The sequence below is a fragment of the Burkholderia cepacia genome, from assembly GCF_001039005.1.
GTDB lineage: Bacteria > Pseudomonadota > Gammaproteobacteria > Burkholderiales > Burkholderiaceae > Burkholderia > Burkholderia theae.
In genome coordinates this window covers 56105-74873 of record NZ_LDWR01000056.1, presented here as the reverse complement: position 1 = coordinate 74873, position 18769 = coordinate 56105, and the positions used below count along the sequence as shown (strand labels likewise).

The window sequence follows — 18769 nt, the reverse complement described above, 5'->3', positions numbered from 1 at the left end:
CGGTACGGTCAGAAAGCGATGCCGAGCGTCAGGTACGGGCGCACGCTATGGTTGCGCAACCCGTACGCGACGTCGACGTTGATCGGGCCGACGGGGCTGCGCCAGCGCGCGCCGATGCCGACGCCCGGGTAGAACACGCGCTCACCCCACGCATCGGTGGCAGTGCCGATGTCGAAGAACGTCGCGGCGCCCCAGTCGCGGTTGAACCAGTGCTGGTATTCGGCGGTGCCCGTCATCAGGTACTTGGTCGGCAGCACGGAGCCGTCGACGCTGTTGCCGATGCTCTGGTAACCGTAGCCGCGCACCGAGTTCGAGCCGCCCGCGCGAAACAGCAGCGACGCCGGCACGCCGGACGAACTGCCGCTCGTGAACACGCCGCCGAGTTCCGCGCGGAACACGAACAGGTCGCGCTTGCCGATCGGCAGGTATTGCTGGCCGCGCGCGTAACCGCGGATGAAGGTCTGGTCGGCCAACGCGCCCTTGACCGCGAAGCCGGCCTCCGCATGGATCAGGTTGCCCGAACGCGGAAACAGCGGATCGTCGACGTTGCGGCGCGTCCATGCCCACTGCGGCACAAGCGCGTGGCTCGTGGTCGGCCCCGCGCCGTTCTGGTCGAGCCGGTCCTGGTAGAACATCAGCGAATACGAATAGTCGATGAACTGGCCGGTGCGCGTGCGCTGCGCGCCGACCCGCGCGCTGTAGATGCGCGTGTCCGACACATTGGTATTCGTATAGGACGCCAGCACGCTGTTGGTCCAGCCCTTCTCGCCCGGCGGCATCGACAGCTGGACCTGCCCGTATTGCTGGATCTGGTCGAGCCGGCCCGACACGGTCAGCGGCCACGCGGCGCCGAACGTGTCGAGATACGTATAGGAGCCCTGCACATGCGGCCCGGTATCGGTTGCGAAGCCGACACCGCCGCGGATGTTGTTGTACGGGAACTCGCTGACCTTCACGTGCACGGGCGTGAGCTCGGGCTTCGCCGTATCGTCGCCGACGTCGATCGCGACGCTCGCGTAGTACGGCGTGTTCTGCAACTGCCGCTGCAGTTCGGTGATCCGCTGCACGTCGTAGATCTCGCCTTCCGACAGCGGATTGACGTTCGTGACGATCTTCTCCGGATAACGGCGCACGCCGTCGACGTCGACCTTGCCGATCGTAAACGTCGGGCCGCTGTCGAACGTGACCGCGAGCGTCGCACGCTGCGTGCGCGGGTCGATGCGCGCCTCGGACGACGCGATCTTCGCGCCGAGATACCGGCGCGACTGCAGTTGCTTGAGCGCCGCGCCCTTCGCACCGTCCCAGTCGGACTGCGTGAACGGGTCGCCCGGTTTCATCGAGAACGCGAAACGGGTCGCGGCCTCCTGCTTCGGATCCTCGGTGTCGATGGGCCCCTTGAATGTCAGGTCGACCGTCGACACGACGGTCTGCGGCCCCGGATCGACCGCGATGCGCACATCGCGCTTGCCGTTGCGCGTGCGCACGTCGGTACGCACGACCGGCGAGAAATAACCGGCCGTCGCGGTCAGGTCGCGCACCTGTTGCGGCGTGGCGGTCACGAGGAAGTCGAACTGGTCGTCGCTGATGTCGTCGCGCTTCGCGAAGCGCGCGATATCGAGATGCGACTTGAGCAGCTTGCGGACCGAGCGCGGCGCGTCGATGTCGACGTCGTACTTCGCGAGGGCCGGCAGCGCGAAGAACGCGGCGACGCAACCCGCGAAGGTTGCCCGCGCGACGCGGGCCGCGGCGCCGGCGCGGTTGCGTTCCGTGCGCGCGCCGGTGTCATGTGCCGTGTGTGCTTGCTGGTTCGACTGCCCCGCCAAATATGACCTCGCCCTCGGTTGTCACGGTTTCGTGGAAACCCTGTATTTGACCACAGGGCGCCGACGCCAAAGCTAAACGTTTCTGAAAGACGCCGCGGGCCGGTGCGACCGCGGCACGATGCCCTGTCGGCGCCGGCCCGCGGATTCGACGCGCGATTGACGCCGGCTGTTCCCCGCGATGCGGTAAAATCCCGCCATTGCGAATCCGGCGCATCGTGCGCCGCCTGAAACGGAAAATCCAGCCATGCCGTACCAGTCCGACGTCACGCAGTTCCTGAACCAGCTCAAGCAGCAGAAGCCGACGCTCGAGGAAGAGCAGCGCAAGGGCCGTTCCCTGCTGTGGGACAAGCAGCCGATCGACCTCGAAGAGCGCGCCGACCAGCAGGAATCGGGCGTGAAGCAAACGTCGTACGTCTACTACCAGAACTTCTGACGACGTGAGCGCCGCCGACGAGGCCAGCGCCGCCCGGCAGGACGACGCGGTCGCCGCGCCCGCGGGCGCCGATTCGACACCCGACACGGTCGACGGTGTCGCGGCGTTCGCTCGCCTGTACGGCGAGCCGCTCTTCAAGCTGCCGCAGGATCTCTACATCCCGCCCGATGCGCTCGAGATCTTCCTCGAGACGTTCGAAGGCCCGCTCGACCTGCTGCTCTACCTGATCCGCAAGCAGAACTTCAACGTGCTCGACATCCCGATGGCGCAGGTCACCGCGCAATATCTGGGTTATGTGGACCAGATCCGCACGACGAACCTCGAGCTGGCGGCCGAGTACCTGCTGATGGCCGCGATGCTGATCGAGATCAAGTCGCGGATGCTGCTGCCGGTCAAGAAGGCAGATACCGGCGAGGAAGCCGAGGATCCGCGCGCCGAACTCGTGCGCCGCCTGCTCGAATACGAGCAGATGAAGCTCGCCGCGCAGCGTCTCGACCAGTTGCCGCAGCTCGGCCGCGATTTCCTGCGCGCCGAGGTCTACATCGAGCAGAGCGTCACGCCGCGCTTCCCCGACGTGAATTCGGACGACCTGCGCGGCGCGTGGGCCGACGTGCTCAAGCGTGCGAAGCTCGTCCAGCACCACAAGATCTCCCGCGAGGAGCTGTCGGTGCGCGAACACATGAGCCTGATCCTGCGCCGGCTGCAGAACGCGCGCTTCATGGAGTTCGCCGACCTGTTTGACACGTCGCGCGGCGTGCCGGTCGTCGTCGTGAATTTCATCGCGATGCTCGAACTCGCGCGCGAATCGCTCCTCGAGATCACCCAAGCCGAGCCGTTTGCGCCGATCTACGTGCGCCTCGCGTACCTGCCAGCGTAAGGCCCGCACCCACCCTTCCCGTTTTCCCGATTCATGCCGACATCCGCCGCTTCACCGCGGCGGGTAGCCGTGCGCTCGGTTCCCGCACGCCCGACTAAAAAGTGAACGATCGTACTTTTTTCGATGCGTTTGGCGGCCAAATCCTCTACAATCCGCCGACGCCCGATGCGCCGCCCGCGCGCCGGCGTTCTCCGCTTCGACCCCGACGCCGCTGCCGCGGCGCCAACGCGCGCGTGCGCGAGGAACCCGCTACCCGATCATGAAAGTCATCAGCTCGATCCATGAACTGCGCGACCAGCTGCGCGGACAGAACCGCACGGCGTTCGTGCCGACGATGGGCAACCTGCACGAAGGGCACCTGTCGCTGATGCGCCTCGCGCGCCAGCACGGCGACCCGGTCGTGGCGAGCATCTTCGTCAACCGGCTGCAATTCGGCCCGAACGAGGATTTCGACAAGTATCCGCGCACGCTCCAGGACGATATCGAGAAGCTGCAGAAGGAAAACGTCTACGTGCTGTTCGCGCCGACCGAGCGCGACATGTACCCGGAACCGCAGGAATACCGCGTGCTGCCGCCGGACGATCTCGGCGGGATCCTTGAAGGTGAATTCCGGCCCGGCTTCTTCACCGGCGTGTGCACGGTCGTGTCGAAGCTGATGGCCTGCGTGCAGCCGCGCGTCGCCGTGTTCGGCAAGAAGGACTACCAGCAGTTGATGATCGTGCGCCGCATGTGCCAGCAGCTCGCGCTGCCGGTCGACATCATCGCCGCCGAAACCGTGCGCGACGAGGATGGCCTCGCGCTGTCGTCGCGCAACCGCTACCTGTCGGCCGACGAGCGCCAGGAGGCGCCCGAGCTCGCGAAGACGCTGCAGCGCATGCGCGAAAGCCTGCTCGCCGGCGAGCGCGACCTCGGCAAGCTCGAACAACAGGCACGCACGCACCTGGCCGATCGCGGCTGGGCGCCCGACTACCTGTCGATCCGCCGCCGCGCGAACCTGATCGCGCCAAGCGCCGCCGAACTCGAAGCCGGCGAGCCGCTCGTCGTGGTCGCGGCCGCGAAGCTGGGCGCGACGCGCCTCATCGACAATCTCGAAATCTGACGGGCCGCCCGCCCGCGCCTCTCACGACGCATCACGGAGACACCATGCAGCGCCACATGCTCAAATCGAAGATCCACCGCGCGGCAGTCACGCACTGCGAGCTGCACTACGAAGGCTCGTGCGCAATCGACGAAGACCTGCTCGAAGCATCGAACATCGTCGAAAACGAACGGATCGACATCTGGAACATCAACAACGGCGAGCGCTTCTCGACGTACGCGATCAAGGGCGAGCGCGGCAGCGGGATGATCTCGCTGAACGGCTCGGCCGCACGCCGCGCGCAGCTCGGCGACCTCGTGATCATCGCGGCATTCGCGATGGTCGACGAAGCCGAACTGCAGGCCGGCTGGAAGCCGAAGCTCGTGTTCATCGACGATGGCAACAAGATCAAGGGCCACCGCGATCACGTGCCGACGCAGAACTGGACGTAACTCGATGGACCGCCTGCGTGCCATGGCGCGCAGGCGGGAGCGGCTGCGCCGCTTGCAGTCGAAGGGCCGGATCACGTAACGCACGGGATCCGGCCCTTTCTCATTTGGTCGCGCCGGGCCGAAGGCCGCGCGCTCAGGAAGCCTTGGCAGCCTTGGCGGCCTTCTCGGCCTTGGGCGCGCGGCGTTCCGCCCATTCGACGATCGGCCGCCACTGTTCGAGATCCTTGTCGACGCGGCTCTTCGCGACGTCCCACAGCGTGAGGCCGTGCGCGGCGATCTGCACGTAGTTCTGCGTGTCGCGCACGTAGCCGAGCACCGGCAGGCCGAGCCCTTCGACGAACCGGTGCAGCTGGTCGGACGAGCGCGTGCGCGCATCGACCCGCATCCCGACGATCCCGACCTCGACGCTGCCCTTGCGCACGGCCTTCTCTTCGGCGAGGCGCTCCAGAAACTGCTGGGTCGCGAGAATATCGAACATCGACGGCTGCAGCGGCACGATCACCTTGTCGGCCAGTTGCAGCGCGACGTTGAGCCGGTTGCCGTGCAGGCCGGCCGGCGTATCGATCACCGCATATTCGAGCCCGCGCGGCGGCTTCGACGGCGCGTCCGGATCGAGGTCCCACGCCTCGATCGCCGGCAAGCCGGCCGGCCGCAGGTCGAGCCACGCATGCGCGGACTGCTGCCGGTCCAGATCGGCGAGCGCGACCCACGCGCCCTGCGCCGCGAAATAGCCGGCAAGATTGGTGGACAGCGTGCTCTTCCCCACGCCGCCCTTCGGATTCGCCACCACGATCACCGTCATGAATTCCCCCGAAAAAGCCACGCGGCGCCCGCCGCATGGCAGGCGCCGCTCGATTGCGGATACAGGGAGCGATGATATCGGCAAACAGGGGGTCACCGGAACGGGTTGCGCCGCAGCGCGCCGCTTACGCGCGCCGAGCCGCGGCCTCCCGCGCGCCGATCGCGAATGCGCCGCCGCCCAGCAGCGCCTGCACGGCAAGCGTGACGGCCCAGAACGCCGGATATTCCCAGCCGCCGTGCGGCGACGAGAAGCCCCAGCCGTTCGGCAAATGCGCGGCGGTCGCGCCGAGCATGAACGGCAGCAGCACGAGCGCGGCGACACGCACGCGGAACCCCGCGAGCAGCGCCACGCCGCCCGCCAGTTCGACGAAGGTCGTCAGGTACGCGAGCCAGCCCGGCAGGCCGATCGACGCGAAGAACTGCGCTGTGCCGGGCAGCGTGAAGACGAACACCTTCTGCGCGACGTGCGCGAGGTACAGCACACCGAGCGCGACGCGCAGCAGCGTCGCGCCGAGATCGTTCAGGCGATTGGGGTTCATGGCGGATTCCTTCGTGAGTGGATGAGAATGGATCGCACTCTATTCGAATCCATTTCGCCGATAAACACGCCACTCCGCTTTAACTGATTCCCATATGGAACGAATCAGGTCATAAAAAAGGGCATGACCGATCATGCCCCGATGCGAACCTCAGTAACCGCTTTTGCCTTGTGACGAATCAGCGCCGGACGGGCTGCCGCCCGCGCTGTACGAATCGCACGCGTGCGCATAGGCCGACGCGCCCAGCAGCGCCGCCAGCAGCACGCTCCACCACCACCGAACCTTCATCGCCGCACTCCTCCGGACGAACCACCGCCCACCTGTGTTGTACGCGATCCGGCGGAAAATGCGAGGCCTGTTGCATCCGGCCCCGACTGGCGCGTCAGCGGAATTCCGCGTACAGCGCGTCGAGGTCGAGATGCTCGGCGAACGTATCGGCAAGCCGCTCGAGCGACGCCTCGCGCAGCGCCGGGTAGTCGATGCGTTCCGCACCGTCGAGCCCGGCCCATGCGAGCAGCGCCGCGCACGCGTCGGGCGAATCGAACAGCCCGTGCACGTAGGTCGCGAGGATCTGGCCGTCGGCGGAAACCGCGCCGTCCGGGCGCGTGCCGCCCGGTGCGTCGGCGGTTGCCAGCGCCAGCGCGGGCGCCGCGAGCGCGGGCCCGCGCGTGTCGCCCATGTGGATCTCATAGCCGCGCACCGCAGCCCCGCCCGGCAAAGCGAGATGCCCCGTCACGTTCTTCAGCGTCTTGTCGGGCTGCAGCGTCGTCTCGAAATCGAACAGCCCGAGCCCCGGCACGCTGCCGGGCGCGCCTTCGAGGCCGAGCGGATCGTCGAGCGTGCAGCCGAGCATCTGCATCCCGCCGCAGATGCCGATCACCTTGCCGCCGTAGCGCAGGTGGCGACGAATCAGCGCGTCCCAGCCCGCGTCGCGCAGCCATGCGAGGTCGCGCTGCACGCTCTTCGAGCCGGGCAGGATCAGCAGGTCGGCGTCCGGCACGGGGCCGCTCTTCCAGTACGTGAACTCGACCTGCGGATGCGCGCGCAGCGGATCGAAATCGGTGTGGTTGCTGATGCGCGGCAGCGCGGGGACAACGACACGCAGCACGCCGGCGTCGCCGCGTGCGGCGGCGCTGCGCGCCTGCGCGGGCAGCATGTCCTCGGCGTCGAGCAACAGCCCGTGCAGGTACGGCAGCACACCGAACACAGGCTTGCCCGTTTGCGCGCGCAGCCAGTCGAGCCCCGGTTCGAGCAGCTTGAAGTCACCGCGAAAGCGGTTGATCACGAAGCCGCGCACGCGTGCGCGCTCGCTGTCCGACAGGCACGCGAGCGTGCCGACCAGGTGCGCGAACACGCCGCCGCGGTCGATGTCCGCGACGAGCACGACCGGGCAGTCGACGCGTTCGGCAAAACCCATGTTCGCGATGTCGCCGTCGCGCAGGTTGATCTCGGCCGGGCTGCCGGCGCCCTCGACGATCACCGTGTCGTAACCGGCGCGCAAGCGCGCGTACGACTCGAGCACCGCGTCGAACGCGACCGGCTTGTAGTCGTGATACGCACGCGCGTTGAGGTTCACGCGCGCCTTGCCGTGAATGATCACCTGCGCGCCCCGGTCGCTCGTCGGTTTCAGCAGCACGGGGTTGAAATCCGTATGCGGCTCGACGCCGGCGGCCAGTGCCTGCAGCGCCTGCGCGCGGCCGATCTCGCCGCCGTCAGCCGTCACCGCACTGTTGAGCGCCATGTTCTGCGGCTTGAACGGCGCAACGCGCGCGCCGGCTCGGCGCGCCAGCCGGCACAGGCCCGCGACGAGCGTGCTCTTGCCCGCGTCGGACGTCGTGCCCTGGATCATCAGCGTACCGCGCGGCCGCGGCTCGGGTGCATTCATCGTGTAAAGGTCGTCGCGAAGCAAAGGCCGCATTATCGCCCGCGCCGGTACGCCCGCGCCGTTACAATCACGCGATGATTCCGCACGACCTCACCTTCGTCCTCGGCGGCGCGCGCTCGGGCAAGAGCGCGCATGCCGAGCGGCTCGCGGCCGACAGCGGCCGCCCCGTCACCTACATCGCGACCGCGCTCGCCGCCGACGCCGAATTCGCGCAGCGCATTGCGCACCATCGTGCGCGCCGGCCGGCCGACTGGGGTTTCGCCGATGCACCCATCGACCTCGCCGGCACGCTCGCACGGCTCGACGATCCGCGCGCGTGCCTGCTCGTCGACTGCCTGACGCTGTGGCTCACCAACCTGCTGTGCCCGGCCGACGGCGAACCGCTCGACGATGCGCAGTACGCGGCGCAGGTCGACCGGCTCGAGCACGCGTTGCGCGGCGCGCGCGCGAAGGTGATCGTCGTCAGCAACGAGATCGGGCTCGGCGTCGTGCCGCTCGGGTCGGTCACGCGCCGCTACGTCGACGAACTCGGGCGCCTGAACCAGCGCATCGCCGCGCTCGCGACGCGTGTGACGCTGCTCGTCGCCGGGTTGCCGCTCGACCTCAAGACGGGAGCGTCGTCATGCTGATGCTGTCGCTGCCCGTCGTCGCGATGCTTGCGGTCGCGGCCGCGATCGTCGACCGCGCGATCGGCGAACCCGCCGGCTGGCATCCGCTCGTCGCGTTCGGCCGGCTCGCCGCGCGCATCGAAGGCGCGCTGAACACGGGCCGACGCGGCCGCGTGGTCGGTGTCGCCGCGTGGGCCGCGGCCGTGGTGCCGCCGGTGGCCGTCGCGGCATGGCTCGTGGCCGTGCTGCCGTGGCCGCTCGCCGCCGCGCTGCACGTCGCGCTGCTGTGGTTCGCGCTCGGCGCGAAGAGCCTCGCCGACCATGTCGCGCCGATCGCGGCAGCCCTCCTGCGGCGCGATCTCGATGCGGCCCGCACGCTGACCGCGCGCATCGTGTCGCGCGATACGAGCGACGCGGACGAAGGCGCGTTGTCGCGCGCGGCCGTCGAATCGGCACTCGAGAACGGCAACGACGCGATCTTCGGCGCGCTGTTCTGGTTCGTCGTCGCGGGCGGCCCCGGCGCGCTGCTGTTCCGGCTCGCGAACACGCTCGACGCGATGTGGGGCTACCGCACGCCGCGCTTCCTGACCTTCGGCTGGGCCGCCGCGCGCCTCGACGATGCACTGAACTGGATTCCCGCGCGCCTCACGGCCGCAAGCTACGCGCTGCTCGGCGATACAGCCTCCGCATGGCGCTGCTGGCGCACGCAGGCGCGCCACTGGGACAGCCCGAACGCGGGCCCCGTGATGGCTGCGGGAGCCGGCAGCCTGAACGTGCAGCTCGGCGGCCCGGCCGTCTATCACGGCGAAATCGAGGATCGCCCGGTGCTCGGCACCGGTGCAACGGCAACCGCCATCCACGTCGTCGCCGCGCTGTCGCTCGTCACGCGCACGCTCGCACTGTGGCTCGCGCTGCTGGTCGCGAGCGGCGCACTCGTCATGGCCACCCATCATGTCTGATACACGCATCGTGCACGGCGGCAATCTGCACGAAGCCGCACGCCGCCACGGCATTCCGTACGACGCGTGGCTCGACCTGTCGACCGGCATCAATCCGGCCGGTTATCCGGTGCCGCCCGTCCCGGCCGACGCGTGGCGCCGGCTGCCCGACGACGGCGACGGCCTCGCGGCCTGCGCCGCGCGGCATTACCACGCGCCGGATCCCGCGCACGTGCTGCCGGTCGCCGGCAGCCAGGCCGCGATCCGCGCATTGCCCGCGTTGCTGCCGACCGGCGATGCTGGCGTCGCGGCGCTCGCGTACGGCGAATACGCACCCGCATTCGCGCGTCACGGCCATCGCGTCGTCCCGCTCGACATCGACACCGACACGCTACCCGCGACGCTGCGTCACGTCATCGTCGGGAATCCGAATAATCCGACCGCCGAATCCGTGCCGGCCGAGCGCCTGCTCGGCTGGCATGCGCAGCTGGCGGCGCGCGGCGGCACGCTGATCGTCGACGAGGCGTTCGCCGATACGGGCGCAACGCAGTCGCTCGCGCCGCAGGTCGATCGCCCGGGGCTCGTCGTGCTGCGCTCGGTCGGCAAGTTCTTCGGTCTCGCCGGCATCCGCGCGGGCTTCGTGCTCGCGTGCCCCGAACGGATCGTCGCGCTGCGCGACACGCTCGGCGCGTGGACGGTCAGCGGACCCGCGCGCCACGCGGTCGCCGCGGCGTTCGCCGATCGCGCCTGGCAGACGGCCGCCCGCGAACGGCTCGCGGCCGACGGCGAACGGCTGGCCGCGCTGCTGCGCGCGCACGGCTTCGCGGTTCGCGCGACGCCGCTCTTCTGCTGGACCGACGACCCGCGCGCCGCGGCGCTGCATGCGGCACTCGCGGCACGCGGGATCTGGACGCGGCACTTCGCGACCCCATCGAGCGTGCGCGTCGGCCTGCCGGGCAGCGAAGCCGAATGGCAGCGCCTCGGCGACACGCTTGCGCACTGCGTGCCGACGCTGCATCAGGAATCCGCATGAACCCGCTCCTGTTCCACCGGCTGGCGCCGCTCGCGACGCTAGCCGCGCTCGCTCACGCGCCGCTCGTCCACGCCGATGTCACGACACGCGACGACGCCGGCAATACCGTCACGTTGCCCGCGCCCGCGCAGCGCGTGATCAGCCTCGCGCCGCACGCGACCGAGTTGGTCTACGCAGCCGGCGGCGGCGCAAAGCTCGTCGGCACCGTCACCTACAGCGACTATCCGCCCGCCGCGCAAGCCGTGCCGCGCGTCGGCGACAACAAGGCGCTCGACCTCGAGCGAATCGCCGCGCTGAAGCCCGACCTGATCGTCGTCTGGCGGCACGGCAACGCCGAACGGCAAACCGACGCGCTGCGCGCGCTGCACATCCCGTTGTTCTTCAGTGAACCGAAGCATCTCGACGACGTCGCGTCGTCGCTGCGCCGGCTCGGCACACTGCTCGGCACGCAGCCGGCAGCCAATGCGGCCGCGGCCGCCTTCACACGCGACATCGCCGCGCTGCGCGCACGCTATGCGGCACGAGCGCCCGTCACGCTGTTCTTCCAGGTCTGGGACCGGCCGCTGATGACACTCAACGGCGCGCACCTGATCAACGACGTGATCGCGCTGTGCGGCGGCCGCAATGTGTTCGCGTCGCTCAAGCCACTCGCGCCGACCGTCACCGACGAGGCCGTGCTCGCGGCGAATCCGGAAGCGATCGTGACGACGAGCGCCGGTGCGACGCGCTCGGACGAACCGTTGCCGAGCCTGGCGCGCTGGCGCGCGTGGCCCGCGCTGACGGCCGTGGCGCGCAACAACCTGTTCGCGATCGACGGCGATCTGCTGACGCGGCCGTCGCCGCGGATCGCGCAGGGTGCGGCCGCGCTGTGCGAGGATCTCGACGCCGCGCGTGCGCGGCGGCCGGCAAACTGATTCCAGCCCCTACGTGCGTGGTGTTCCGGTGCGCGGGAGCCGCGAGCGGCCGGATGCCGTTCACGTGCCGATCTGGGCACGCCTATTCGTCCCAGTGCACGACTCCCCATGCGCGCGCCGCGTCGTCCGTGCGCAGCCAGACGACACCGCCCGTCGGCACCGGCCGCGACAGCAGCGTCGCGAGCGGCACACGCAACACATGCGACGCGAATGCGCGGATCACGCCCGCATGCGTGACCGCCCATTGCGGCCCGTCGAGCTGCCCAACCGCATCGGCTCGCAGTGCGACACGCGCGGCAAACCGCGCGACGCTTTCGCCGCCATGCGCGCATGCATGCATCAGGTCGGCCGCCCACGCATCGAGCGCCGCGCGGTCGATATCGTCCCAGCGCCGCATTTCCCACGCGCCGAAATCCATTTCCTGCCAGCCCGCGTCGCTCGACACCGGCACGTCGAATCGCTGCGCGAGCCGCTCGGCGACCGACATGCATCGCGTCAGCGGGCTCGTCCAGATCTGTTCGGGCGACGGCGCGCCGAGCGCGGACAGATGCGCGAGCACGGCGTGCGCGCCGGCGTCGGCCGGCGCGACGAGCGGCACGTCGCTGCGGCCGTAGCAGACGCCCGGCTCGACGCCGACGGCCGGATGACGGATCAGGACGACGTCCATCCGAGCACCACCAGATAGATCGCCAGTTCGCTCAGTTGCTGCGCGAAGCCGAGGCAGTCGCCCGTATAACCGCCGATCCGCTTCACGAAGTAGCGGGCGGCCCATGCGCGCACGAGCACGAGCGCAACACCTGCCGCGATGCCGGCACGCCAGTCGGGCCAGAACAGCCACGGCAGCCCGAACACTGCCGCGATGCACGCCGCGCGTACGCCCATCCGTTGCGCGACCGGCTTCGCCTTGCCTTCGGGCCGCACATAGTCGAGCGACATCAGCAGGCTCACGGCCGCCGCGCGGCTCGCCGCATGCGCGGCGATCATCGTCCAGGCGGCACGCAGCGGCGGCATGGCCGCGAGCGCCTGCCATTTCAGGCCGAGCGCGATCACGAGCGCGACCGCGCCGAACGTGCCGATCCGCGAGTCATGCATGATGCGCAGCACGTCGTCGCGCGTATAACCACCACCGAACGCATCGCAGCTGTCGGCGAGGCCGTCTTCGTGGAAGGCGCCAGTCGCGAGCAGCGTCGCGGCCATCGACAGCCCGACCGCGATCGACGCGGGCAGCATGCGCAGCGCGGCGAGATAGACGAGCGCGCCCCACGCGCCGACGCACACGCCGACGAGCGGGAAATAGCGTGCGGCCTGGTCGAGATCGCCAGCCGCATAACCGATCGCGCGCGGCACCGGCACACGCGTGAAATAGCCGAGCGCGACAAAGAAGTAGCGCAGTTCGGCACGCACGCCGCGCGGGCGCTCAGGCGTCACGATTGTCGACGCCGGCGGACTCGAAGCTCGCCATTTCGCCGAGGAACGCCGCCGCCGCGCGCACGAGCGGCAGCGCGAGCGCCGCACCCGTGCCCTCGCCGAGCCGCAGGTCGAGCGCGAGCAGCGGCTTCGCGCCGAAATGCTCGAGCATGCGCCGGTGCCCGGCCTCGTGCGACGTATGCGAGAACACGCAGTAATCGCGCACGCCGGGCACGATGCGCTCGGCGACGAGCAGCGCGGCCGTCGCGATGAAGCCATCGACGAGAATCGTCATCCGCTCGCTCGCGGCCGCGAGATACGCGCCCGTCATCATCGCGATCTCGAAGCCGCCGAACGTCGCGAGCACGTCGAGCGGCGCGATCGCGTGCGAGTGCTTGACGAGCGCGCGGCCCAGCACCGCGCGCTTGTGCGCGAGGCCCTGGTCGTCGAGGCCCGTGCCGCGCCCGACGCATGCGTCGATCGGCACGCTGAGCAGGCGGCTCATCAGGCACGCGGCCGACGACGTGTTGGCGATCCCCATCTCGCCGAAGCCGATCACGTTCGTGCCGAGCGACGCATGCAGGCGCACCCGCGCCGCACCGGCCGCGAGCGCCGTCATCGCCTCGTCGTGCGTCATCGCCGGCTCCGCCGCAAAGTTGCGCGTGCCCCGCGCGACCGGCAGCGACACCAGCCGGTCGGACAGCGGCAGCGGCGACGCCACGCCCGCATCGACGATCTCGAGCGTGCTCTGCGCGACGCCCGAAAACGCGTTGATCGCCGCACCGCCGGCCAGGAAGTTCGCGACCATCTGCGCGGTCACCGCTTGCGGATAAGGACTGACGCCCTCGGCCGCGATCCCGTGATCGCCGGCGAACACGATCATCACGGGGCGCTGCACGACCGGCCGCTCGGTGCGCTGGATCAGGCCGATCTGCAGCGCGATGGCCTCGAGCTGGCCAAGGCTGCCGGGCGGCTTGGTCTTGTGGTCGATCACATGCTGCAGGCGCTTGCGCAGCGCTTCGTCGAGCGGCGCGATCGCGGGCGGGAAGTGGGTCGAATTCGTCATCGAAGAGCCGTGTCGTGGGTGCGGCCTGCGCCGCGCATCGGGAAAGGAAACGTCATTGTCGCTCGGGCCACGCCGGCAGCAGCGCGTCGCGGCCGTTCTCGCGGATCAGCACGAGCGGATAACCGAACGCGTCGCTCGCGCGTTCGGGGGTCAGCACATCGTGCACGGTGCCGGCCCACGCGTGGCCGCGACCGTCGAGCAACAGCGCATGCGTCGCGAAACGCCGCGCGAGATTCAGGTCGTGGCACGAGAACAGCACCGTGCGCGGGCCGGCGTCGAGCCATGCGGTCAGCGCGGTCAGGCAATCGATCTGGTGATGCAGGTCGAGATGCGCGAGCGGCTCGTCGAGCAGCATCAGCGGCGCATCCTGGCATAGCGTCGCGGCCAGCGCGACCCGCTGCCGCTCGCCGCCCGACAGCGACAGCACGTCGCGCGACGCAAGCGCGGTCAGGTCGAACGTCGCGAGCGCATCGCGCACAGCCGCGCGATCGCCGTCGCGCTCCCAGCCCCAGCCGCCGAGATACGGAAAGCGGTTGAGCAGCACCGTATCGAACACGGTCGCGCTGAACGCGTCGTGCAATTGCTGCGGCATCAGCGCGCGGCGCTGCGCGAGTTGCGCGGGCGGCCACGCGGCCAGCGGCCGGCCATCGATCTCGACATGCCCGCCGGCCGGCGGCTGCAGCCCCGCGAGCGTCGCGAGCAGCGTCGTCTTGCCCGCACCGTTCGGCCCCGCGACGCACCAGATCTCGCCGGGGCGGAACGCCTGCGCGAGGCCGTCGAGCAGCGTGCGCGCGCCGGCCTTCAGCGTCAGGTCGACGGTCGCGCAGGTCAGGTCGCCGCCGCCGGCGTGCAATGCGGCATGCGTCATCGCATCGGTCTCCTCAGCAACATCCACAGGAACACCGGCACGCCGATCAACGCGGTCATCACGCCGACCGGCAGTTGCGCGGGCGCGATCGCGGTGCGCGCGAGCAGGTCGGCCGCCATCACGCCGCCGCCGCCCGCGAGCATCGCGGCCGGCAGCAGCATCCGCTGGTCGTTGCCGAACGCGAGCCGCAGCGCGTGCGGCACGACGAGGCCGACGAAACCGATCGTGCCGGCCGTCGTTACTGCGGCGGCGGCGGCCAGCGACGCGACGAGATAGATCCGCACGCGCAGGCGCGCGACGGGCACGCCGAGCGCAAGCGCGGTCGCGTCGCCGCGCAGCAGCACGTTCAGTTGCGGCGCGGCCGGCAGCGCGACACATGCGCTCAGCAGCAGCGCCCCCCACGCGAACCACGGCGCCGTCACACCGTTCAGGTCGCCCGTCAGCCAGAAGATGATGCCGCGCAACCGCGCATCGGGCGCGAGCGACAGCAGCAACGTGACGAGCGCGCCCCACCCCGCCGCGATCACGACGCCCGTGAGCAGCAGCCGCGGCGACGCATCGCGCGAATCGCCGCGCCACAGTTCGCGGCGCGCGAGACCGAGCACGAGCGCGACCGACACGAGCGAGCCGGCGAACGCCGACGCGTCGACGAGCCACCACGCGCCGCCCGCGATCATCGCGACGAGCGCGAAACCGGCCGCGCCGCCGGACACGCCGAGCACGTACGGTTCCGCGAGCGGATTGCGCAGCAGCACCTGCAGCAGCGCACCGGCAAGCGCGAGCAGCGCGCCGCACGCGAAGCCCGCGAGCGCGCGCGGCAGGCGCAGCGTACGGACGATGTCGGCGAACAACGCATCGCCGCCATGCGGCACGAGCGACGCGAGCGCCTGCCACGGCGACATCGGCACGCTGCCGATCGACAGCGACGCGATGAACAGCAACGCGACCACGGCGGCCAGCGTGGCCCAGATCGCGGCAGCGCGTGCGGCACTCATGCCGCGCACGGCCGCGCGCATGACGCGCGGCGCATCCGCTGGCGGCTGCCGGCCGGGCATGACAGAAGCGTCGCGCGGACGATTGGGGTCAGCATCGAAGAGAATTCCGTGAAGCGTTGCGCGCCCCGCTTCCCCGCGGGCCGCGCGCCACGAAGCCCGTACGGGCTCCCCGTCTCGGCCGGTATCCGGGCTGGCGGCGTACCGGCTCGCCTTCCCGCGCGATGACGCGCAGTGGCCCGCGCCCGTGCGCGAAACCTTCACGCGGAACGCGCCCGAGCCGGCCTGCGTCACCAGACGCGGCCGCTTACCGTTGCGGGGGCAGCGCAGGTTGGCGGCTTCCTGGCGGAGCCCGCGCCCTGCTTCCCGTTTAACCGCGCGTTCACGCGCGAGCACCGAGGCGGCGCCAGTTTAGGAGCGGGTCGCGCGAGCGTCAAGAAAGCGTCCGAGAACGCAAAAGGACGCACCTATTCGCGGCAAGAAGCAGGGGTGTTACGACTGGAAACGTTACAGATGTCGGATTGCGCGTTATTCCGCGCTAAAATGCTGGGTCTTTAGAGGACGCAGCAAATGCTCAACGAACTCGAAACTTTATCTCAAAATATTGGCCGTCTGATCTCGCTGAACAAGCGCTATCACTCGGAACGGCTCGCGCTCGAGGAGCAGGTCGCGCAATTGCGCGCGGAAGCGGACACGGTCCGCGCGGAACTCGTGCAACTGCGCGACGAACGCAATGCGCTCGCGGCCGAGCGCGACACGTTGTCGGCAAAGATCGACGACGCCCAGGTGAAACTGAACGCGATTCTCGAAAAGCTGCCGCGCTCGAAAAGCGCGGAGCAAGCCGACAACCAGCTCGACCTGCTGGATGCGCAGGCGCGTACGGAAGGCGATGACGCGGCCAGCCACGGAGAACATGCATGAGCACCAAGCAGATCGAAGTCTCGATTCTCGGTCAGCCCTATCGGCTCGCCTGTTCGGCCGAGACCGAAGCGGCGCTGCTCGAGGCAGTCGCGCGCGTCGACGCCGAAATGTCGAAAATCCGCTCGAACAGCTCGGTACGCGGCACCGATCGCATCGCCGTCATGGCCGCGCTGTCGCTCGCATCGGAATTGCTGCGGCTGCAAACGAGCGTGCGGCACGGTGAAGCATTTCCGGCGGAGGAAATCCGTCGTACAATGCACCAGATGAACGAACAGCTCGGCGCGGTGCTCGCACAGCACGAGACGCAGTAAGGTTTGATCGATACGTCGATTCCCCTTGATCTCGGCGATCAACGGTGGTCAAATTGGCGCATCGAAATACAGTTCAGTCAGCTTCCCTGCCTGGTTCGCCAAGGTCATATATTCCTTGAACCAATGCCATGTGCACGGTTGCGGAAATTTGTAGCACGGGCGCGCGCGTCACTCTGTCTGATGTACCCGAAGTGCTGCTAACTGCGACCAATTCTGAACCTCAGGTTCAGGATGCCGGCCTAGCGGCCAAGGCGGGGGCCTATCCAACGGCATCGGGCACGTCCCGGTGCCGTTTTCTTTTGTAGCGGCCTTTTTCTGCGTCGATCACGATCCATGCAATACTGGCTGATGAAGTCCGAACCGGACGAAGCAAGCATCGACGATCTCGCTCACGCACCGCAGCGCTCGCTGCCGTGGACTGGCGTGCGCAACTATCAGGCGCGCAATTTCATGCGCGACACGATGAAGATCGGCGATGGCGTGCTGTTCTATCACTCGAGCTGCCCCGAGCCGGGCATCGCGGGCCTCGCCGAAGTGTCGTCGACGCCCTACCCCGATCCTACGCAGTTCGATCCGAAAAGCCCCTATTACGACCCGAAGTCGACGCAGGAAGCGCCACGCTGGCTGCTCGTCGACGTGCGCTACGTGAATAAGTCGGCGCTCGTGCCGCTTGCCGCGCTGCGCGAACACGACGAACTCGCCGACATGCGCGTGCTCGCCCGCGGCAACCGGCTGTCGATCACGCCCGTCACGCGCGCCGAATGGCGGTTCATCACCGAAAAGCTGATGAAGTAGGCGCACGCAGTAGGCGCACGCCAAACGTCAAATCTGGTCAGTACACGTCGTCGCCACGGAACTCGCACCGGTTTCGCGCGGCCTAAGCAACCGCTGTCGGCCGATCGGGCCGGCTGTTGTTTTTTTGTCGCGCGGTACGCCCGCGTCGCGCACGCGTCATCCGCCTGCGCGCCCTCGCACAAGGAGTCCAACAATGACCAAGAAATCCGCACTCGCGCTGTCGCTCGCCCTCGCCGCCGCCATTCCCGTCGCGCTGACGCTCGCGTCGCCCGCCGCGCATGCACAAACGGCGAACCCGCACTTTCCGGAGCCGGCAGGCGTGCTGTCGCTTTCGTCGCAGGCCAGTGCCGACGTGCCGCAGGACATCATCCACATCACGCTGTTCTACGAGCAGCAGGCAAAGGACCCGGGCAGCCTGACGTCCGCGCTGAACCAGCGCGCCGACGCGGCACTGTCGCAGGCGAAGGGCGTATCAGGCGTCACCGCGCACACCGGCGCATTCTCCGTGTATCCGAGCACCGATCGCGACGGGAAGATTTCCGCATGGCGCGGCCGTACCGAGGTCGCGCTCGAATCGCGCGATTTCGCTGCGGCGTCGAAGCTTGCGGGCCAGTTGTCGAACCTGATGCAGGTCGCGAACGTCGAGTTCTCGCTGTCGCCCGAAGCACAGCGCACGGCCGAGCAGAAGCTCACGACCGAAGCGATCAAGTCGTTCCGCGCCCGCGCGGACGAAGCCGCGAAAGCATTCGGCTACAGCAGCTATACGATTCGCGACGTGAATGTCGGCAGCGGCCGCAACGTGCAGCCGTACCCGCGCATGATGGCGATGGCCGCGGCGCCGATGGACAGCGCGAAGATGAGCGCGCCGATCGCGGTCGAAGGCGGCAAGGCCACCGTGTCGGTCACCGTCAACGGCTCGGTGCAGATGAAGTAACGCGCGTCGCGCAGTTGCTGGATACGAAAACGCCGGCCCTCGGGCCGGCGTTTTTCATTGGCATGCGGCATGGTGCCGATGCACGCGCCGATCG

22 protein-coding genes, 1 other RNA gene and 1 riboswitch are annotated in these 18769 nt (G+C 69.0%); of the genes, 13 read left to right on the top strand and 10 right to left on the bottom strand.

The features are described from left to right. Positions 1-8 precede the first annotated feature (8 nt). Positions 9-1823, bottom strand: coding sequence for an autotransporter assembly complex protein TamA (locus tag VL15_RS30200; RefSeq protein WP_048250367.1), 1815 nt, complete (start codon positions 1821-1823; stop codon positions 9-11). 244 nt (positions 1824-2067) lie between these two features. Between VL15_RS30200 and VL15_RS30195 the strand changes: the two genes are divergently transcribed. The 4 genes from VL15_RS30195 (at position 2068) to panD (ending at position 4663) form a co-directional block, all read left to right on the top strand. After that, entirely contained in the window at positions 2068-2256 is a 189-nt protein-coding gene (locus VL15_RS30195; protein WP_048250366.1) for a DUF3460 family protein, read from the top strand. A gap of 4 nt (positions 2257-2260) precedes the next feature. Next, a complete protein-coding gene (locus tag VL15_RS30190) occupies positions 2261-3133 on the top strand; it encodes a segregation and condensation protein A (RefSeq protein WP_048250365.1) in 873 nt (290 codons plus the stop codon). A 259-nt stretch (positions 3134-3392) separates the two neighbouring features. After that, a complete protein-coding gene (gene panC, locus VL15_RS30185) occupies positions 3393-4232 on the top strand; it encodes a pantoate--beta-alanine ligase (RefSeq protein ID WP_048250364.1) in 840 nt (279 codons plus the stop codon). Between the two features lie 44 nt (positions 4233-4276). Next, the gene (gene panD, locus VL15_RS30180; RefSeq protein ID WP_031398432.1) at positions 4277-4663 is read left to right on the top strand and encodes an aspartate 1-decarboxylase; all 387 of its coding nucleotides are present in this window, start codon (positions 4277-4279) and stop codon (positions 4661-4663) included. A 133-nt stretch (positions 4664-4796) separates the two neighbouring features. Here panD and VL15_RS30175 read toward each other — a convergent pair whose 3' ends face one another. The 4 genes from VL15_RS30175 to VL15_RS30165 form a co-directional block, all read right to left on the bottom strand. Then, complete coding sequence (locus VL15_RS30175; RefSeq protein WP_048250363.1) at positions 4797-5465, bottom strand: ParA family protein; 669 nt, start codon at positions 5463-5465, stop codon at positions 4797-4799. A 124-nt stretch (positions 5466-5589) separates the two neighbouring features. After that, on the bottom strand, positions 5590-6003 hold the full coding sequence (locus VL15_RS30170; RefSeq protein WP_048250362.1) for a DoxX family protein: 414 nt from the start codon (positions 6001-6003) through the stop codon (positions 5590-5592). Positions 6004-6153: 150 nt separating this feature from the next. Beyond that, complete coding sequence (locus VL15_RS42870) at positions 6154-6291, bottom strand: hypothetical protein (protein ID WP_164991965.1); 138 nt, start codon at positions 6289-6291, stop codon at positions 6154-6156. A 94-nt stretch (positions 6292-6385) separates the two neighbouring features. Continuing rightward, a complete protein-coding gene (locus tag VL15_RS30165) occupies positions 6386-7888 on the bottom strand; it encodes a cobyric acid synthase (RefSeq protein ID WP_048250383.1) in 1503 nt (500 codons plus the stop codon). A gap of 74 nt (positions 7889-7962) precedes the next feature. Here VL15_RS30165 and cobU point away from each other — a divergent pair, with 74 nt between their 5' ends. From cobU to VL15_RS30145, 4 genes are read left to right on the top strand one after another with little or no spacing between them, the layout of a single operon-like run. Continuing rightward, on the top strand, positions 7963-8517 hold the full coding sequence (gene cobU / locus VL15_RS30160; RefSeq protein ID WP_048250360.1) for a bifunctional adenosylcobinamide kinase/adenosylcobinamide-phosphate guanylyltransferase: 555 nt from the start codon (positions 7963-7965) through the stop codon (positions 8515-8517). Next, positions 8511-9455: an adenosylcobinamide-phosphate synthase CbiB gene (cbiB, locus tag VL15_RS30155; RefSeq protein WP_048250359.1), complete on the top strand. Its 945-nt coding sequence runs from the start codon at positions 8511-8513 to the stop codon at positions 9453-9455. The genes cobU and cbiB overlap by 7 nt, the downstream gene beginning before the upstream one ends. Then, positions 9448-10467: a threonine-phosphate decarboxylase CobD gene (gene cobD, locus VL15_RS30150; protein ID WP_048250358.1), complete on the top strand. Its 1020-nt coding sequence runs from the start codon at positions 9448-9450 to the stop codon at positions 10465-10467. The genes cbiB and cobD overlap by 8 nt, the downstream gene beginning before the upstream one ends. Further along, positions 10464-11381: a cobalamin-binding protein gene (locus tag VL15_RS30145; protein ID WP_048250357.1), complete on the top strand. Its 918-nt coding sequence runs from the start codon at positions 10464-10466 to the stop codon at positions 11379-11381. The genes cobD and VL15_RS30145 overlap by 4 nt, the downstream gene beginning before the upstream one ends. A gap of 82 nt (positions 11382-11463) precedes the next feature. Here the strand turns inward: VL15_RS30145 and cobC are convergent, their stop codons facing one another. The 5 genes from cobC to VL15_RS30120 are packed head-to-tail and all read right to left on the bottom strand — an operon-like array spanning position 11464 to position 15717. Beyond that, positions 11464-12048, bottom strand: coding sequence for an alpha-ribazole phosphatase (gene cobC / locus VL15_RS30140; RefSeq protein ID WP_048250355.1), 585 nt, complete (start codon positions 12046-12048; stop codon positions 11464-11466). After that, a complete protein-coding gene (locus tag VL15_RS30135) occupies positions 12033-12809 on the bottom strand; it encodes an adenosylcobinamide-GDP ribazoletransferase (RefSeq protein WP_048250354.1) in 777 nt (258 codons plus the stop codon). Before VL15_RS30135 ends, cobC begins: the two co-directional genes overlap by 16 nt. Then, positions 12799-13854, bottom strand: a complete 1056-nt coding sequence (gene cobT, locus VL15_RS30130; RefSeq protein WP_048250353.1) for a nicotinate-nucleotide--dimethylbenzimidazole phosphoribosyltransferase — start codon at positions 13852-13854, stop codon at positions 12799-12801. Before cobT ends, VL15_RS30135 begins: the two co-directional genes overlap by 11 nt. Before the next feature lie 52 nt (positions 13855-13906). Next, positions 13907-14722 carry an ABC transporter ATP-binding protein gene (locus VL15_RS30125; RefSeq protein ID WP_048250352.1) on the bottom strand — a complete coding sequence of 272 codons (816 nt, stop codon included), beginning with the start codon at positions 14720-14722 and terminating at the stop codon, positions 13907-13909. Beyond that, complete coding sequence (locus tag VL15_RS30120) at positions 14719-15717, bottom strand: FecCD family ABC transporter permease (RefSeq protein ID WP_048250382.1); 999 nt, start codon at positions 15715-15717, stop codon at positions 14719-14721. The genes VL15_RS30125 and VL15_RS30120 overlap by 4 nt, the downstream gene beginning before the upstream one ends. A gap of 158 nt (positions 15718-15875) precedes the next feature. Continuing rightward, a riboswitch (cobalamin riboswitch) is annotated at positions 15876-16129 on the bottom strand. A 155-nt stretch (positions 16130-16284) separates the two neighbouring features. On the opposite strand from VL15_RS30120, the gene VL15_RS30115 reads away from it, so the two are divergent. The 5 genes from VL15_RS30115 to VL15_RS30100 all read left to right on the top strand — a co-directional run bounded on the left by VL15_RS30115 (position 16285) and on the right by VL15_RS30100 (position 18675). Next, the gene (locus tag VL15_RS30115) at positions 16285-16635 is read left to right on the top strand and encodes an ATPase (protein WP_048250351.1); all 351 of its coding nucleotides are present in this window, start codon (positions 16285-16287) and stop codon (positions 16633-16635) included. After that, the gene (locus tag VL15_RS30110; protein WP_006478091.1) at positions 16632-16946 is read left to right on the top strand and encodes a cell division protein ZapA; all 315 of its coding nucleotides are present in this window, start codon (positions 16632-16634) and stop codon (positions 16944-16946) included. Before VL15_RS30115 ends, VL15_RS30110 begins: the two co-directional genes overlap by 4 nt. A gap of 80 nt (positions 16947-17026) precedes the next feature. Further along, a non-coding RNA gene (gene ssrS, locus VL15_RS39290) (6S RNA) lies at positions 17027-17208 on the top strand. A gap of 71 nt (positions 17209-17279) precedes the next feature. Next, entirely contained in the window at positions 17280-17741 is a 462-nt protein-coding gene (locus tag VL15_RS30105) for an EVE domain-containing protein (protein WP_048250349.1), read from the top strand. 193 nt (positions 17742-17934) lie between these two features. Beyond that, positions 17935-18675, top strand: coding sequence for an SIMPL domain-containing protein (locus VL15_RS30100; RefSeq protein WP_048250348.1), 741 nt, complete (start codon positions 17935-17937; stop codon positions 18673-18675). Positions 18676-18769: the final 94 nt, after the last annotated feature.